This is a genomic window from Streptomyces sp. NPDC014861, assembly GCF_043081625.1.
In the GTDB taxonomy this organism is placed as follows: Bacteria; Actinomycetota; Actinomycetes; order Streptomycetales; family Streptomycetaceae; genus Streptomyces.
The window spans coordinates 163663-180486 of sequence record NZ_JBIBWV010000014.1; the positions used below are offsets into that span (position 1 = coordinate 163663).

Below are 16824 nucleotides of genomic sequence, written 5' to 3' on the forward strand. Positions count from 1 at the left end.
GTGTACTGGTGGTACACACCGCTGGTGTGTACCTTGGGTGCATGAGCCCACTGCCCCGCTTCCACCGCCTCCCCGCCGAGCGCCGCGACGCGATCCTGGGCGTGGCCCGCGCGCGCTTCGCCGCCGACGGGCCCGAGACCGCCTCGTACAACCGGATCATCGAGGCGGCCGGCATCTCCAAGACCGCCGCCTACCAGTACTTCGACGGACGGGACGACCTCCTCGGCGCCGTCCTCGCCGACGTGCTCGACCGCCTGCTCGCCGCTCTCGGGCCCTGGACGCCCGCCGCGGGCCCCGAGGACCTCTGGGCCCGTCTGGAGGCCGGCACGGGCGCCCTGGCCGCCCATCTGGCCGCCCACCCCGACGACCTCGCCCTCGCCGCCCGTGCCGTGCGGGAGACGGACGGGGCGGCGGGCGGCTGGACCGGGTGGTTCGACGCGCTCGTGACGGACGGGCAGCGCCTCGGCGTCATCCGCACCGACGTCGACCGGGACCTCCTGGTCGGCGCCACCGAGGCCGTCCTGCGCGCCGCGGACACCTGGGCCCTCGGCCGCGCCGCCGACGGCCGGGACGCGCCCGACACGAGTCAGGTGTGGCGGCTCCTCGCGGGGCTGTGGGGCGGTGAGCGGGCATGAGCGGTACGGACCCCGGGCCCGCCTGCCTCGTCGTCGACCGGCGCGTGCCACCGACCCCGCCGGGTCTCCTCGGCCGGCTCGAACGCTTCATGGGCCCCGGCAAGACCCGCGCCGAGTCCGCCGTGGAAGCCGCGGGCGTCGGTCTGGGTGCCGTCCTCCTCGTCGCCGGTACGTGGTCCACCGGCGCCCTCCGCGGCTGGTCCGGCCTCCAGTTCGCCGTCGCCGCCCTCATCGCCCTGGACCTCCTCGGCGGCATCCTCACCAACGCCACGAACGCGGCCAAGCGCTGGTACCACCGCCCCCGCCCCGGAGCCCGGCGCGCCCGGCTGCTCTTCGTCTCGGCCCACCTCCTCCACCTCGCGGTCGTCGCCGCCCTGCTCCTCGACGGCGATCCCGGCTGGTTCCTGGGCACCGCGGGGCTCCTCCTCACGGGCGCCCTCCTCGTCGAGTACGCCCCCGTCCCGCTGCGCCGGCCGGTGGCGATGGGCGCCTACACCGCCGCCGTGCTGACCGGCTTCTTCTGGCTGACCGTCCCGGCCGCGCTGATCTGGTTCGGCCCGCTGTTCTTCCTCAAGCTGCTCGTCTGCCACCTCGTGCCGGAGGCCCCGCTCGCCGACGCCCGGGCCGGGGACGGGACGGCCGACTCGTGACCGCGCCGCACGCCTCCGCCTCCCCCTCCCCTTTCGTCTTCGACGCCCGGCCCGAGCCGCGGGACTGCGCCCGCGTGCTCGCCGACGCCTTCGCCCGGGAGCCCGCCGTCCGGTGGATCACCGGAGGCTCCGAGCGGGCGCGGCGGGCCTGGTTCGACGCCACCCTGCGCACCCAGGCCGCCCTCCCCGGCGCCCGGCGCCACCTGCTCGCCGACGCCTCCGGCCGGCCCGTGGGCGCCGTCGTGCTCACCCCGCCCGGGGCGCGTCCCGGCCCCCGGGAAGCCGGACGGTGGAGCGCGCGGGTGGGCCTCGGGTGCGGCCCCCGGGCCCTCGTCCGCACCCTGCGGTACCTGCGCGGGGCCGAGCACCTCGCGCCGCCGGACGCCTGGACCCTGGAGTTCGTCGGGGTGGTGCCCGAGGCGGCCGGGCGGGGTGCGGGACGGCTCCTCCTCGACCGCGCCCTGGGCGGCCCGCCGGCCCCCGGCGGTGTCTTCCTCACCACCGCCGACCCCGCGAACGTCGCCCTCTACCACCGCTTCGGCTTCACCCTCCTGGACCGCCTGCGCGCCGGCCCCGTGGAGACGGCCGCGATGTGGCGGCCGGGCGCCTCCGGCGCCAGGTGAGGGGCGGTCCGCGAGGGGACGCGCGTCACACCGGCGTGTGGTTCCGCGCGGTCGGCGTCGCCGCCTAGGGTCGTGGCCATGTTCGCTGCCTACGCCGCCCGAATCGACCGCGACCAGCCCCTGAACGGCCTCGAGTTGGGCGAGCGCCCCGAGCCCGAGGTGCGTCCCGGCTGGACCACCGTCACCGTGAGGGCCGCCTCGCTCAACCACCACGACCTGTGGTCGCTGCGCGGGGTCGGCCTGCCCGAGGAGAAGCTGCCGATGATCCTCGGCTGCGACGCCGCCGGGATCGACGAGGACGGCAACGAGGTCGTCCTGCACTCCGTCATCGGCCAGACCGGCCACGGCGTCGGGCCGAACGAGCCCCGCTCCATCCTCACCGAGCGCTACCAGGGCACCTTCGCCGAGCGCGTCACCGTCCCCAGCTGGAACGTCCTGCCCAAGCCGAAGGAGCTCTCCTTCGCCGAGGCGGCCTGCCTGCCCACCGCCTGGCTGACCGCCTACCGGATGCTCTTCACCAACGCCGGTGTCCGCCCCGGCGACTCGATCCTCGTCCAGGGCGCGGGCGGCGGCGTCGCCACCGCCGCGATCGTCCTCGGCAGGGCCGCCGGCCTGCGGGTCTTCGCCACCAGCCGGGACGAGGCCAAGCGCAAGCGGGCCGTGGAGCTCGGCGCCGTCGAGGCGTACGAGCCCGGGGCCCGGCTGCCGCAGCGGGTGGACGCCGTCATCGAGACCGTCGGCGCCGCCACCTGGTCGCACTCGGTCAAGTCGCTGCGCCCCGGAGGGACCCTGGTCATCTCCGGCGCCACCAGCGGCGACCGCCCCTCGCACGCCGAGCTGACCCGGATCTTCTTCCTGGAGCTGAAGGTCGTCGGCTCCACCATGGGCTCCAAGGACGAGCTGGAGGACCTGCTCTCCTTCTGCGCGGCCACCGGGGTCCGCCCGGTGATCGACGAGGTGCTGCCGCTGGACCGGGCCCGCGAGGGCTTCGGGAAGATGGCCGCCGGCGACCTCTTCGGAAAGATCGTGCTGACGACGTCTTGATCCGGGTCGGTCGACCTGATGGGATCTCCGGCACGTGAAACGTGAACAACGCTCACTTCCTTGTGCCGGAGGTCCTCGTGTCCCGCTCCTCGCGCACCACCCTCCTGTCGGCCGCCCTCGCCGCCGCGCTGCTCGCCACCCTCGCCCCGACCGCCACCGCCACCGGGCCCCGCGCGGAACCCGCGGCCCGCACCGAGGCCGGCGAAGCCGGCGGGGACGGCATCCCCGATCTGACCGACTCCCGGGGCCGCGTCCTGACGCTGCGCGGCTGGAACGTCGGCGACAAGGCGCACAGCGGCGACGAAGCCCTCTCCTCCGTCACCGAGAAGCACTTCCGGGACATGCGGGCCCAGGGCTTCAACACCGCCCGCCTGCTGGTCTTCTGGGACGATCTGGAACCCCGCCCCGGGCAGTACAGCCGGCCGTACCTCCGCAAGATCGAGCGGGTGCTGGACTGGGCGGCGCGACACGACGTCATGGTCGTCCTCGACGCCCACCAGGACGTCTTCGGCCCCGCCTTCGACCACCGCGGCATCCCTGCCTGGGCCACCCGCACCGACGGGCTGCCCTTCACCCCGCACCCCGACGACTGGTTCTCCGAGTACTTCGAACCCGCCGTCCAGCGCGCCTTCACCCACCTCTACGAGGACGAGGACCTGCGCCGCGCCCAGGCCCGCATGTGGCGCGTGCTCGCCGACCGCTTCGAGGACCACCCGGCCGTGCTCGGCTACGACCTGATCAACGAGCCGATGGGCGAACTGCGCGAGGGCGAGGACCTGGCGACCGCCGCCCGCCGCATCGAACGCGAGCAGATCACCCCGATGTACAACCGGATCGCGGACGCGATCCGTTCGGTCGACCGGGACACCTGGATCTTCGTCGAGCCGACCCCGATCGTGGGCGAGGGCGTCCCGACCGGCCTCGGCCGGATCGACGACCCGAAGGTCGTCTACGCCCCGCACTTCTACAACAGCGCCATGGAGGCGGGTGGCGACTACGACCCCGCGGCCCGCTGGATCGAGAACTACGAGGCGGCCGTCACCCGCTACCCCCAGCAGTACAAGGTCCCCGTGGTCGTGGGGGAGTGGGGGCCGCTCAACAACTCCCTCCCGAACATGAACCGCTTCTACCGCGAGGCCATGGCCTCGCTCGGCCGTTACGGCTCCGGATGGACCGGCTGGGAGTGGTGCTACGGCGGCGGCTACTGCGCCGTCGACGGCACCGGCGCCTTCCGCACCAACAAGGAGCTGACCGCCGAGCCGTACGCGGAGGCCGTCGCCGGCCGGGTGCGCTCCTCGGCCTACGACCCGGCGGCCGGCGTCTACCGCCTGGAGTACGACGCCGCCGGCCGCCGCGGCTCCCGCGTCACCGAACTGGCCCTGCCGGCCGGCGACTGGAAGGTCGGCGCCCGCGGGGCACTGGTCCTGCGCGACCGGGACGGAGGCGGGGCCAGGATCCTCGCCGCGCCGGGCGCCCGGGTCACCGTCACGGTGACCCGGACCTCCGCCGCCCGGCCCTGAGACCGGGGCGGGTGCCGCTCAGACGCCCGAGCGGCGGTGGAGTATCCCGGTGATCCGGGTCGCCGCCGTGGCCAAGTGGTCGCGGGCCGCCGCCAGCTGGGTGTCCGTCACCCCGTGGTCGCGGGCCGCGTCCCGGATCTCGTCCCGGAACCGGTCGAGCAGTCGGTCCAGGTCCCGGGCCGGCTCGCCCGACCCCGCCGTCTCCCGCGCCCACGCGGGCGCCTCCGCCGGTGCCGCCTCCGAGGCGCCCGCCGGCGCGTCCGCGGCTCCGGCGCGCGCCTTGGCGTGGTGGCCCTGCACGAGGTCGCCCAGCTGCGCGGTGATTCCCGACAGGCCCTCCCAGACGGTCTGGGGCCACTCGCCCTTGGCGAAGCGGCTCTGGACCTCGTCCTGCACCTGCTGGGCGATCCGCTGGAACTCCTTCGCCTGGAGCTTCGCCGACCGGGCCTCCTCCTTCGCCTGCCGGGCCTGCTCCTTCCACTCCCGCTTGGCCTTGCTCAGCTCCTCCCTGGCCTCGGCGAAGCCCGAGCTCTCCGAGGTGCGGGTCCGGCTCGCCTCCGCGCGCATCTCGCTGCGCACCCGGCCCGCCGCGCCCCGTACGTCCTCCCGGATCTCGGCGGCCAGCTCCGAGACGGAGTCCCGGATCTCCCGCTCCAGGGCGTCGAGGTCGCCGTCCCGGTCGGCCAGCTCGGCACGGCCCGCGTCGGTGAGCGAGTAGACCTTCCGGCCGCCCTCGCTGGTGTGTGTCACGAGTCCCTCGGCCTCCAGCTTGGCGAGCCGCGGGTAGACCGTGCCGGCGGAGGGCGCGTACAGCCCCTGGAAGCGCTCCTCCAGGAGCCTGATCACCTCGTAGCCGTGACGCGGGGCCTCGTCGAGCAGCTTGAGCAGGTAGAGACGGAGTCGGCCGTGCGCGAAGACGGGAGACATGTCAGAGCACCTTTCCGGACGCGGGGGCGGTGGGGTCGGCGAGAGCGGCGGCGGTGGGGTCCGCCGAGGGGTCGGCCGGTCCGGACTCCGCGTCCTCGGCCGGATCGGGGCGGCGCAGGAGAGCGATCGAGCCGGAGACCGTGGTCGCCCTGAGCGTGCCGCTGCCCGCGCCGAGCGTCCCGGTGATGGACTTGGTGCCCCACTCGCCGCCCACCCGCAGGTCCTCGAAGGCGTTCGACACCGCGCCGCTGGTGGTGCTCGCCTCGACCCGGGCGTCCGCCGGGTGGGGCAGCCGGATCGCGACCTCGCCGGAGACGCTGGCGAGCCGGATGTCGGCCGGAGGGGCCCCGGCCGGAGCCGGGTCGAGGTCGAGGACCATGTCCCCGCTGACGGTCTCCGCCCGTACCGCCGAGCCGGAGCCCTCGATCACCGTCACGTCACCGGTCACCGAGGTCACCCGCAGCGCCCCGGTCACCGACTGGGCCTCCAGGGCGCCCGAGACGGTCTCGGCGCGGACCGGGCCGGAGAGCCCCACGAGCGTCGTGGCACCGGTCACCCCCCGCACCTCCGCGCGGCCTCGCAGACCGGACACCACCGTGTCCGCCATGACCGCCCCGACCTCGACCTCGGCGCCGGCCGGAACGGCGACCGAGACCACCGCCCGCCGCCGGTGGGGCCGGGTGTCGATCCACTTGAGGATGCCCTTCCAGTGCAGGTCCTCATAGGCGACGGTCAGGGTGGAGCCCTCCTGGGTGACGACCAGGGGCGGGCCCTCGATCTCCGAGATCTCCACCCGCGCGGTGCTCTCCTCCGTGCCCACCACGTTGACCGCCCCGCCCACGACGCGGATGCGCAGCCGTGTCACGGGGTCGGCGGGCGCGAGTTTCACCGGCTCGGTGACGGACCACTCGGTCATGGTGCGGACCTCCCGTTTCCTCGAAGCATTCCTCGAAGCCTTCATCGGAGCTCCCGGCGAGCCCTCGTCGGGCGTCCGCCGGGTGCTGTCGTCGAGCGGTGCCCGGCGACGCAACATATCGCGACTTCGAGATTCACGATATATCGCGGTGCGGCGGCGTCAACCCTGATTCATCCCTGACAGGGTCCGAGCAATCACCCCCGTACATGGACAAACTGGCCTAGCGTGGGCCCATGAACGCGACATCCGGACCGAGCCCCGCCGGGGCGCTGCTGCTGTGCCGGGCTGACCCCACGACGGTCCGTCCGCCCGCCCAGCTCCTGCGGGAGGAGCTGCTCCTCGCCCCCGCGGGCGCCGACTGGAGCGTGCTCGTGCCGGAGGGGAGGCCCTGGCGGGACGGCGCGGAGCCGGTCGAGCGGGTCGTCACCGGCTGGGCCACCGCCCTTGCCGTCTCCGCCGCCACCTGGCCCGTCCTCGCCCTCTGGTGGGACGGCGACCGCGCCGGGGCCACCCTCGCCGCCGGCTTCCGCCGCACCGTCGGCTACACCTGGCTCGCGGACGGCACCCCGGTGGGCGAGGACGAGGCCATGCGGACCCTCGCCGACCGCCTCGCCCTCGACCCGGTCCTCGACGTCCAGGCCCTGGAACCGCTCACCCTCCCCGACCCCGAGGCCGACGCCCGCACCCGCCTCCTCGGCCTCGTCGCCGTCCTCGCCCGCGCCGGCCTCCACCTGCCCGCCGGCATCGACCCCGGCGAGACCCCCGACCGGCTCCGCGAGGCGGCGCTCGCCGCCGGCGCCGAGCAGCTGGAGTGGCCCGGCTGGCGCGACGCCGTCCTCGCCGAGCTCGACGCCGTGGAGGAGGGCCCCCTCGGCCCGTACCTGCGCGGCCCCAGGGCCCGCGTCCTCGGCGGCGTCCAGCTCGCCGCGGGTGTCCCGCTGCTCCTGTGGGGCCTCGGCCGCCGCAGCGGCGGCTGGACCGCCGCCGGGGCCCTCCTGGTCGCCCACGGCGCCCTCGGCCTCGCCTACGACCGCCTGCGCGAGCCCTGAGCCGGCCGCGCGCGAGCACCGAGCGCCGGCCACCGGCGCCCGTACCGAGCGCCGAGCACCGGGGTACATACCGCGTACCGAGCGTCGAGCACCAGGGCACGTATCGCGCACCGCGTACCGAGTGCCACGTACCGAGCCCCGGCGCCGCCGACCGCGGGGACGCCTGAGGCCCCCTCCCGTCCGGGAGGGGGCCTCAGGCGTCGGTCCTACTCGTCGTCCTCGTCCTCGTCGTCGAGACGGGCCAGCCAGGTGGCGAGGCGCTCGACCGGCACCTCGAAGTCGGGGTTGAGGTCGACGAAGGTCCGCAGCTGCTCGGCGAGCCACTCGAAGGTGACCTCCTCCTCGCCGCGCCGCTTCTCCAGTTCCTCGATGCCACGGTCGGTGAAGTACATGCGGTCCAGGATAGGCCCGCCCGGACACGCCGGAGGCCCGGCACCCCTGGTGGGGTGCCGGGCCTCCGTACGGGGTGCCGACGTCAGGCGTCGAAGACCTCGTTGACCAGCTGCTGCTGCTCCGCCTGGTGACGCTTGGCCGAGCCGACCGCCGGGGACGAGGAGTGCGGGCGGGAGATCCGGCGCAGGCGCTCGCCCGCCGGGATGTCCGCGCCGACCGCCAGGTCGAGGTGGTCGATCAGGTTGAGCGCGATGAACGGCCACGCGCCCTGGTTCGCCGGCTCCTCCTGCGCCCAGATGTACTTGGCCGCGTTCGGGTACTTGGCGATCTCGGCCTGGAGCTCGGCACCCGGCAGCGGGTACAGGCGCTCGAGGCGGATGATCGCGGTCTCCGTGTCGCCGCGCTTCTGACGCTCGGCCTCCAGGTCGTAGTAGACCTTGCCGGCGCAGAAGACGACCTTGCGGACGGCGGCCGGGTCGACGGTCGAGTCGCCGATGACCGGGCGGAAGCCGCCGGTGGTGAACTCCTCCACCTTGGACGCCGCGGCCTTCAGACGCAGCATCGACTTCGGGGTGAAGACGATGAGCGGCTTGTGGTGCGGGTTGTGCACCTGCCAGCGCAGGAGGTGGAAGTAGTTCGACGGCAGCGTCGGCATGGCGACCGTCATGTTGTCCTGGGCGCACATCTGGAGGAAGCGCTCCGGGCGGGCGGACGAGTGGTCCGGGCCCTGGCCCTCGTAGCCGTGCGGCAGGAGCAGGGTGACGCCGGAGGTCTGGCCCCACTTCTGCTCGGCCGAGGAGATGAACTCGTCGACGACGGTCTGGGCGCCGTTGACGAAGTCGCCGAACTGCGCCTCCCAGACCACCAGGGAGCTCGGGCGGGCCAGCGAGTAGCCGTACTCGAAGCCCATCGCCGCGTACTCGCTCAGCAGCGAGTCGTAGACGTTGAAGTGGGCCTGGTCCTCGGCGAGGTAGAGCAGCGGCGTGTAGTCCTCGCCGGTCTCCTGGTCGACCAGGACCGCGTGGCGCTGGCCGAAGGTGCCGCGGCGGGAGTCCTGGCCCGAGAGACGGACCGGGGTGCCCTCCATCAGCAGGGAGCCGATGGCAAGGGTCTCGCCGAAGCCCCAGTCGATGGTGCCGTCGTCGATCGAGGCGGCGCGGCGCTGGAGCTGCGGCAGCAGACGCGAGTGGACCGTGATCCGGTCGGGGATGTTGGTCTGCGAGTCGGCGATCCGCTTCACGACCTCCTGGGAGACCGCGGTGGTGACGGCGACCGGGAACTCGGCCTGCGCGTCCGGCACGATCGTCGCCGCGGGGGCGGCGGTGGCCTCGCGGACCTCCGCGAAGACCTTCTCCAGCTGGCCCTGGAAGTCCTGGAGCGACTGCTCCGCCTCTTCCAGGGTGATGTCGCCGCGACCGATGAGCGACTCGGTGTACAGCTTGCGCACCGAGCGCTTCTTGTCGATCAGGTTGTACATCTGCGGGTTGGTGAACGAGGGGTTGTCGCCCTCGTTGTGACCGCGGCGGCGGTAGCAGATGAGGTCGATCACGACGTCCTTGTTGAACGTCTGGCGGAACTCGAAGGCGAGCCGCGCCACGCGGACCACGGCCTCCGGGTCGTCGCCGTTCACGTGGAAGATCGGCGCCTCGATCATGCGGGCCACGTCGGTCGCGTACATCGAGGAACGCGAGGACTCCGGGGCGGCGGTGAAGCCGACCTGGTTGTTGATGACGATGTGGACCGTGCCGCCGGTGCGGTAGCCGCGCAGCTGCGACATGTTCAGGGTCTCGGCCACCACGCCCTGGCCCGCGAAGGCCGCGTCGCCGTGGAGGGCGACGGGCAGGACGGTGAAGTCCGTGCCGCCCTTGTTGATGACGTCCTGCTTGGCGCGGACGACGCCCTCCAGGACCGGGTCGACCGCCTCCAGGTGGGAGGGGTTGGCGACCAGGGAGACCTTGATCTCCTCGCCGTCGAGACCGGTGAAGGTGCCCTCGGCGCCCAGGTGGTACTTGACGTCGCCGGAGCCGTGCATCGACTTCGGGTCGAGGTTGCCCTCGAACTCGCGGAAGATCTGGGCGTACGACTTGCCCACGATGTTGGCGAGGACGTTGAGGCGGCCGCGGTGGGCCATGCCGATGACGACCTCGTCCAGGCGGGACTCGGCGGCGGAGTCGATGACCGCGTCGAGCAGCGGGATGACGGACTCGCCGCCCTCCAGGGAGAACCGCTTCTGGCCGACGTACTTCGTCTGCAGGAAGGTCTCGAAGGCCTCGGCCGCGTTCAGGCGGCGCAGGATGCGGAGCTGCTCCTCGCGCTCCACGCGCGCGTGGGGACGCTCGACGCGGTCCTGGATCCACTTGCGCTGCTTCGGGTCCTGGATGTGCATGAACTCGATGCCGGTGGTGCGGCAGTACGAGTCGCGCAGGACGCCGAGGATGTCGCGGAGCTTCATCATCGACTTGCCGGCGAAACCGCCGACCGCGAACTCGCGCTCCAGGTCCCACAGGGTGAGGCCGTGCTCGGTGATGTCCAGGTCGGGGTGCTTGCGCTGCTTGTACTCCAGCGGGTCGGTGTCGGCCATGACGTGGCCGCGGACCCGGTAGGAGTGGATCAGCTCGAAGACGCGGGCGGCCTTGGTGACGTCGTCGTCGTGCGAGGCGTCGATGTCCTTGAGCCAGCGCACCGGCTCGTAGGGGATGCGCAGCGACTTGAAGATCTCGTCGTAGAACTCGCCCTCGCCGAGGAGGAGGTTCGCGACGATCCGCAGGAACTCGCCGGAGGCGGCGCCCTGGATCACCCGGTGGTCGTACGTCGAGGTCAGGGTCATGACCTTGGAGATGCCCAGCTTGTTCAGGGTGTCCTGCGAGGTGCCCTGGAACTCGGCGGGGTAGTCCATCGAGCCGACGCCCATGATGACCGACTGCCCGGGCATCAGACGCGGCACGGAGTGGACCGTGCCGAGGCCGCCGGGGTTGGTCAGGGAGACGGTGACGCCGGTGAAGTCCTCCATCGTCAGCTTGCCCACGCGGGCGCGCTTGACGATGTCCTCGTACGCCTGCCAGAACTCGAAGAAGTTGAGCGTCTCGGCCTTCTTGATGCCCGCGACGACGAGCTGGCGGTCGCCGTTCGGCTTCACCAGGTCGATGGCGAGACCGAAGTTCACGTGCTCCGGCTTGACCAGGGTCGGCTTGCCGTCCTTCTCCGCGAAGGAGTAGTTCATGGACGGCATGGCCTTGATCGCCTGCACCATGGCGTAGCCGATGAGGTGGGTGAAGGAGATCTTCCCGCCCCGGGCGCGCTTCAGGTGGTTGTTGATGACGATCCGGTTGTCGAAGAGCAGCTTCACCGGGACGGCGCGGACGGACGTGGCCGTCGGCACCTCCAGCGAGGCGTTCATGTTCTTCGCGACCGCGGCGGCCGGGCCGCGGAGGGTGATCAGCTCGGGGCCGGCGGGCGCCTCGGCGGCCGGAGCGGCCTTGGCGGGAGCCGGGGCGGCCTTGGCGGGCGCCGGAGCGGCGGCCGGGGCCGGCTTCGCGGCGGCCGGAGCGGCCGCGGCGGGCTTCGCCTGAGGGGCGGCCGGGGCGGCGGCGGGTGCCGCGGCCGGGGCCGGCACGGCGGCGGTCGGAGCGGCAGGCGCGGCCTGTGCGGGGCCCGTCTGTCGCGCCGAGGGCGCGGCCGTCGTGGTGGCGGCCGGGGCGGACGGGGTCTCCGCCGCACCCGGCTTGTAGTCGGCGAAGAAGTCCCACCAGGCACGATCGACCGAATTCGGGTCCTGGAGGTACTGCTGGTAGATCTCGTCGACGAGCCACTCATTGGCACCGAAGGCGGCTGCGGGGCTCACGCCACGCCCGTCTTGGTCGGCCGGGGAGCTCGGGGTACTGGGGGACTGAGACGACACGGCGGCAACCGCCCTCTTCCGCTTCGCAAGGTGATGGACAGCGGAAATAAAGGCTACGCCTGTCCGGCCGGGACGTGCAGGCCGGGCACTCCAACGTCGCGCAAGTCACACTTGACGCGGTGTTTCGACGCCGTGAATGGCGGGAAACAAGCGGGGTTCCAGAGGTGTGAGGGTACGGAAAAGCGCGGCTACGGCCTTCTTTGGCCGCATCCCTGACCACGTCCTGCACGGGTACACGCAGAACGTTCGCTTCCGGTTCGAACCCTACGTCAATCCCGTAGGGGAAGGCTGCCCGGAAGGGTGACGCGGATGCGGCACCCGCGTGAGGATTCGGCCACACCGATCCCGCCACCGTGGAGATCCACCGCCCAGCGGGCGATCGCCAGCCCCAGCCCCGTGCCGCCGTCGCTCGCCGGCCCCTTCAGGTCCGGGGCCGTCCCCCGGTTGAAGCGCTCGAAGACCTTGTGCCGCTCCTGCTCCGGGATGCCGGGACCCTCGTCCTCGACCACCAGCTCCAGCGACTCCGGGTACGGGCCGCGCCGGGCCCGCACCGTCACGCGCCCGTGCGGCGGGGAGTGCTTGACCGCGTTGTCGATCAGGTTCGCCATCACCTGGTGCAGCCGCTCCACGTCCGCGTACGCCGTCAGGTCGGACGGCGACACGTCCAGGTGCAGGTGCACGTCGGTACGCCGGTGCAGACCCGACGTCGACGGGAGCCCGCGCTGCGCGGCGGCGAGATTCGCCTCCCGCAGCACCCCGGACAGATAGGGCCACACCTCGAAACGGCGCGCCCGCAGCTTCACGACACCGTTGTCGAGCCGCGACAGGTCGAGCAGCGTCTCCACCAGCCGACCCAGCCGCTCGGTCTGCTTCAGCGCCGACCGCATCGTCTCCGGATCGGCCTCCGAGACCCCGTCGACCACGTTCTCCAGCACCGCCCGCAGCGCCGCGATCGGCGTGCGCAGCTCGTGCGAGACATTGGCGACCAGCTCCTTGCGGTGCCGGTCCACCGCCTCCAGGTCGTCCGCCATGCGGTTGATCGTCGAGGCCAGGTCGCCCAGCTCGTCGCGCCGGTCCGCGCCCCGCACCCGCCGCGAGAAGTCACCGCGCGAGATCGACCCCGCCACCGTGTTCATCTCGTCCAGCGGCGCCGTCAGCGACTGCGCCACGAACTGCGTGATCAGCAGCGTCGCGATCATCGCGAAGATCGTGATGTACCGGAACTCGGTGGACGTCCGGATCGCCACCAGGGCGAGCCCGGAGGTCAGCAGCACCGCGCCGACGACCAGCGCGCCCAGCTTCGTCTTGATCGAGATCGCGATCCGGCGCCGGGGCCGTCCGGTGCGCCGCCCCGGCAGGCTCACGACGCCGGGGTCTCCAGCGCGTACCCCACCCCGTGCACCGTACGGATCCGCTCGGCGCCGATCTTCCGCCGCAGCGCCTTGATGTGGCTGTCCACGGTCCGGGTGCCGGAGGCGTCCGCCCAGTCCCACACCTCGGCCAGCAGCTGCTCCCGGGAGAGCACCGCGCGCGGGGTGTTGGCCAGACAGACCAGCAGGTCGAACTCGGTCGGCGTCAGGTGCACGTCCTCCGCCCGCACCCGGACCCGGCGCTGCGCGTGGTCGATCTCCAGCTCGCCCAGGCGCAGGATCCCGCTGCGCGGGGTCACGGCCGCGAGCGCGGCGCGCTCCACCCGGCGCAGCAGCACGTGCACCCGCGCGGCCAGCTCGCGCATGGAGAAAGGCTTCGTCATGTAGTCGTCGGCGCCGACGCCCAGGCCGACCAGCATGTCGGTCTCGTCGTCCCGTGCGGTGAGCATCAGGACCGGGACCGGACGCTGCGCCTGCACGCGCCGGCAGACCTCCAGGCCGTCGAAGCCCGGGAGCATCACGTCGAGCACCATCAGGTCCGGCTGCCACGCCTCGGCCGCCTCGACGGCCGCGGGGCCGTCGGTGGCGGTCTGCACGAGGAAGCCCTCGGCGCGCAGCCGGGCCGAGACCGCCTCCACGATGGTGGCGTCGTCCTCGACGACCAGGACGCGCCGCTGGGCCCCCGGAGTCGCCGCACCCTGGTGAGTGGTGTGTGTCTGCTCCATTGCCCCGCCTCGCGTCGCCGATGTCGGTGCAGCAGCCTAGAGGTACCGGCGGCGTCCCGGCTACGCAGGCCGGATGCCGAGGTGGACCACGTCGGGGACGCCCCGGGCAACCGGGATCTCTTCCGTCCGTACCCCGCTGAATCCGGCATTCCGCAAGGACTCTTCGAAATCGCCGGACGGTCTCGCCGACCACACGGCGAGCACCCCACCGGGGTTCAGCCGGGCCGCGCAGGACGCCAAACCCCCTGCTCCGTAAAGGGATTCGTTGGATTCGGTGACCGTCCAGTCGGGGCCGTTGTCGATGTCCAGGCAGAGGACGTCGTAGCTGTCCGGGGACGTCTCCAGGTACGTCACCAGGTCCGTGTGCAGGATCACGGTCCTTTCGTCGGCCAGAGCGCGCCCGGAGAGCGAGGCGAGGGGCCCGCTCCGGTGCCACTCGATGATCGCCTCCTCCCGCTCGACCACCGCGATCCGGCTCCAGCGGGGGTCGGCGGCGGCGTGCGCGAGCGAGAACCCGACGCCGAGCCCGCCGATCAGCACGGACGCGCCCGTACGCGCCCGCGTGGGCAGTGCCTCCATCGCCGCGTCCACGAGCAGCCGCTCGGAGCGTCCGTCGGAGGTGTCCATCAGGAAGGTGCCGTTGGCGATGATCTCGAAGTCGGTGCGGTCCCCGGCGTCCCGGCGGCGCAGCACCACCTCGCCGTAAGGACCCTCGCGGCGGTCGAGGATGACGGGACTGTTCATGGGCGGTCACTCCGTGTCTCGTCGGGCGATACGCGTCGTCCCGGCCATCCTCGCGGAGCGCGGACGGCCGGGACAAACACGTCATGGAGTCGCGAGGTCACGCTGGGGCGCCGCCGTGGGACGTCACGGGCGCGGGGCCTCGCGCTCCACGTACCGCTGCACCGCCCTCAGTTCGCGCCGCGCGTCGACCGGGGTGCCGTAGGTGCGGTCCCAGGTGATCGGGGCGACGGTGACGTGGCCCCTGTGCAGCAGCCAGACGGAGTCGGCGTCCCCGCGCGGCTCGGCGCACTCGCCCGCGCCGCTGCCGTCCACCGGGCACAGCCCCAGGGCGATGTCGAAGGTGTCGCCCGTGCCGCGCCGCTCGTACGCGTGGTGGGCGACCGCCCCGGCGCCGACCCGGGTCCACACCGGGGCCTTCGCCCGCCGGCCGGCGCTGACGTCCGGGTAGTCGACCTTGAGGGCGAAGGCGGAGGTCAGCAGCCCGCGCTCCGCGAGCCCCGCGACGAGGCGCGCGCCGAACTCGGCGTGCGCCCGGTAGTTCTCGCGCGGGAAGCGTGTCTGGCTCGCGTCGCCCGAGGAGGAGAAGGCGATCGCCGGGACCTCCTGGTCGATCGCGGCGACGGCCGCGCCGACGGTGCCCGAGTCGTTGACGCTCGCGGAGACGTTCGGGCCCGAGTTGATGCCGGTGACCACCAGATCGGGGGCGCCCCTCCAGCCCACCTTCGCCGCCAGGCCGCCGCGCAGTGCCAGCTTCACGGTGTCCGCGGGGGTCGCGCTGGGGGAGTCCGGCGCGCAGCCGCCCTCGGCGAGGCACACGCCGAAGACGGCGCCCCGGGACGGGGCCCCCGCGCAGTCGCCCTCGTACCCGGCGGGCAGCGCGGTACGGCGCTGCGCGGTGAGCGCCCCGCCGTTGCTCACCGCCGTGCCCTTCCCGGACTGCACCTGCCAGGGGGCCATCACCACGACGTCCGCCCCGGCCGCGCACATCGCGCGCCGGAGTTCGTACAGGCCGAGACCGTCCGAGTTGTTCTCCCTCGCCGCTCTCATGGAGTCGTCGTTGGAGACGAGGATCCGTAGACCGGCGAGGGGGCGGGGCTTGGTGCGGGTCCCCTCGGCGGCGCCGGGGGCGGATCCGGAAGCGGATCCGGGGGTGGCGCCGGGGGTGGCGCCGGGGGGTGGGGCGAGGGTGGCGCCGGGGGTGGTGGCGCCCAGGCCGGCGAGTGCGGCTGCTGCTGCGGTCAGCACGAGGGTGCGGCGCATGGCGGTGCGTCCTTTCATGGGCATGACAGGTCTGGGGAGGGGATCCGGGGCCCGGCCCCCCACGGGCGGGCCCCGGATCGCGCGGGGCCGTCAGGAGCCCCGCGGTCTGTGAGCGGATCCGATGTCCGGGTCTCGGGGGGACGGGCCCGCGGGTCGGCGCACCGCCTCCCGGAGTCCGGGCGGGGCTCCGCGGGGTGCGGCGCCGTCCGCGACGGGGCTCAGGCTAGGCGTGAAAACCGAGTGGGTACTAGGTTTGTCACCTGTGACCTGGATCACAGGTCGAGGGGGTGGTTCGCGGCCGGGGCTAAGGTGGCCGCATGCCGGAGAAGAAGGTCGCCTCGACCGCCAAAAGCGCAGGTCGCGGTAGCTACGCCGTGGGTGACGCCCGCCGTCGGCTGATCCTTGACACCGCCGTCGACCACTTCGGGAAGTGGGGCTTCCACGCCTCCTCCCTGGCCCGCATCGCCCATGACTGCGGCATCACCCAAGGCGGCCTGCTGCACCACTTCCGCAGCAAGGAGGACCTGCTCCTGTCGGTCCTGGCGCAGAGCGAGGAGCACGACGTCGAGCGCCTCCTCGACACCGAGCTGGAGTCGTACGCGGCCTTCCTCGACGCGCTCGTCCGGCTGATCGAGGAGAACACCCGGCGCCCCGGCATCGTCCGCATGTTCAACGTCCTCGTCGGCGAGTCCGGGAACGTCGGCCACCCCGCCCACGCGTACTTCGAGGCCCGCTACGCGCGCGTGCTCGCGCACAGCGTCGAGCGCCTGGAGGCGGCCGTCCGGTCCGGCGAGCTCCGCCCCGGCATCGACTGCGAAGGCGTCGCCCGGGAGTACCTGGCCGTCATGGACGGCCTCCAGATCCAGTGGGCCCTCGCCCCCGGCTCCCTCGACATGCCCGCCCTGGTACGGGACTTCCTCCGGCGCCAGTACGAGGCCATCCGCGCGACACAGGACCGGGGCCCTTCCGGACCCGCCTAGGCGGTGTTTTAGAACGCGGTGACCTGCCTGTTTGGCCGTCCGGGGAAGTCTCGGGCGGCCATCCAGATGGTGAGGTCACGGGCGATGTCG

Annotated in this window: 15 protein-coding genes; 7 read left to right on the forward strand and 8 right to left on the reverse strand. The window is 73.1% G+C overall.

Annotated features, from left to right (window positions below):
• The first annotated feature begins 41 nt into the window (after positions 1-41).
• The 5 genes from ACF1BN_RS25475 (at position 42) to ACF1BN_RS25495 (ending at position 4472) form a co-directional block, all read left to right on the forward strand.
• Positions 42-635, forward strand: coding sequence for a TetR/AcrR family transcriptional regulator (locus ACF1BN_RS25475; protein WP_392333902.1), 594 nt, complete (start codon positions 42-44; stop codon positions 633-635).
• Positions 632-1285: a hypothetical protein gene (locus ACF1BN_RS25480; RefSeq protein WP_392333903.1), complete on the forward strand. Its 654-nt coding sequence runs from the start codon at positions 632-634 to the stop codon at positions 1283-1285. The genes ACF1BN_RS25475 and ACF1BN_RS25480 overlap by 4 nt, the downstream gene beginning before the upstream one ends.
• Complete coding sequence (locus ACF1BN_RS25485) at positions 1282-1908, forward strand: GNAT family N-acetyltransferase (RefSeq protein WP_392333904.1); 627 nt, start codon at positions 1282-1284, stop codon at positions 1906-1908. The genes ACF1BN_RS25480 and ACF1BN_RS25485 overlap by 4 nt, the downstream gene beginning before the upstream one ends.
• A gap of 78 nt (positions 1909-1986) precedes the next feature.
• Positions 1987-2952: a zinc-binding dehydrogenase gene (locus ACF1BN_RS25490; protein WP_392333905.1), complete on the forward strand. Its 966-nt coding sequence runs from the start codon at positions 1987-1989 to the stop codon at positions 2950-2952.
• Positions 2953-3029: 77 nt separating this feature from the next.
• Complete coding sequence (locus ACF1BN_RS25495; protein WP_392333906.1) at positions 3030-4472, forward strand: cellulase family glycosylhydrolase; 1443 nt, start codon at positions 3030-3032, stop codon at positions 4470-4472.
• 18 nt (positions 4473-4490) lie between these two features.
• Here the strand turns inward: ACF1BN_RS25495 and ACF1BN_RS25500 are convergent, their stop codons facing one another.
• Together ACF1BN_RS25500 and ACF1BN_RS25505 are read right to left on the reverse strand one after the other, a co-directional pair.
• The gene (locus tag ACF1BN_RS25500; RefSeq protein ID WP_392333907.1) at positions 4491-5399 is read right to left on the reverse strand and encodes a helix-turn-helix transcriptional regulator; all 909 of its coding nucleotides are present in this window, start codon (positions 5397-5399) and stop codon (positions 4491-4493) included.
• A 1-nt stretch (position 5400) separates the two neighbouring features.
• A complete protein-coding gene (locus ACF1BN_RS25505) occupies positions 5401-6315 on the reverse strand; it encodes a DUF4097 domain-containing protein (RefSeq protein WP_392333908.1) in 915 nt (304 codons plus the stop codon).
• Between the two features lie 233 nt (positions 6316-6548).
• On the opposite strand from ACF1BN_RS25505, the gene ACF1BN_RS25510 reads away from it, so the two are divergent.
• Positions 6549-7364 (forward strand): hypothetical protein, encoded by an 816-nt coding sequence (locus ACF1BN_RS25510; protein ID WP_392333909.1) that lies wholly within the window; start codon positions 6549-6551, stop codon positions 7362-7364.
• Between the two features lie 206 nt (positions 7365-7570).
• Here the strand turns inward: ACF1BN_RS25510 and ACF1BN_RS25515 are convergent, their stop codons facing one another.
• From ACF1BN_RS25515 to surE, 6 genes are all read right to left on the reverse strand, one after another.
• Positions 7571-7756 carry a DUF6104 family protein gene (locus ACF1BN_RS25515; protein WP_007266501.1) on the reverse strand — a complete coding sequence of 62 codons (186 nt, stop codon included), beginning with the start codon at positions 7754-7756 and terminating at the stop codon, positions 7571-7573.
• A gap of 83 nt (positions 7757-7839) precedes the next feature.
• On the reverse strand, positions 7840-11655 hold the full coding sequence (locus ACF1BN_RS25520; protein ID WP_392333910.1) for a multifunctional oxoglutarate decarboxylase/oxoglutarate dehydrogenase thiamine pyrophosphate-binding subunit/dihydrolipoyllysine-residue succinyltransferase subunit: 3816 nt from the start codon (positions 11653-11655) through the stop codon (positions 7840-7842).
• 269 nt (positions 11656-11924) lie between these two features.
• Positions 11925-13019, reverse strand: a complete 1095-nt coding sequence (locus tag ACF1BN_RS25525; RefSeq protein ID WP_387275205.1) for an ATP-binding protein — start codon at positions 13017-13019, stop codon at positions 11925-11927.
• Positions 13016-13750 (reverse strand): response regulator transcription factor, encoded by a 735-nt coding sequence (locus ACF1BN_RS25530; protein WP_376602855.1) that lies wholly within the window; start codon positions 13748-13750, stop codon positions 13016-13018. The genes ACF1BN_RS25525 and ACF1BN_RS25530 overlap by 4 nt, the downstream gene beginning before the upstream one ends.
• 60 nt (positions 13751-13810) lie before the next feature.
• Positions 13811-14494, reverse strand: a complete 684-nt coding sequence (locus ACF1BN_RS25535; RefSeq protein WP_392333911.1) for a spermidine synthase — start codon at positions 14492-14494, stop codon at positions 13811-13813.
• Positions 14495-14617: 123 nt separating this feature from the next.
• Positions 14618-15754 carry a 5'/3'-nucleotidase SurE gene (surE, locus tag ACF1BN_RS25540; RefSeq protein WP_392333912.1) on the reverse strand — a complete coding sequence of 379 codons (1137 nt, stop codon included), beginning with the start codon at positions 15752-15754 and terminating at the stop codon, positions 14618-14620.
• A 317-nt stretch (positions 15755-16071) separates the two neighbouring features.
• Here surE and ACF1BN_RS25545 point away from each other — a divergent pair, with 317 nt between their 5' ends.
• The gene (locus tag ACF1BN_RS25545; protein WP_392333913.1) at positions 16072-16734 is read left to right on the forward strand and encodes a TetR/AcrR family transcriptional regulator; all 663 of its coding nucleotides are present in this window, start codon (positions 16072-16074) and stop codon (positions 16732-16734) included.
• Positions 16735-16824: the final 90 nt, after the last annotated feature.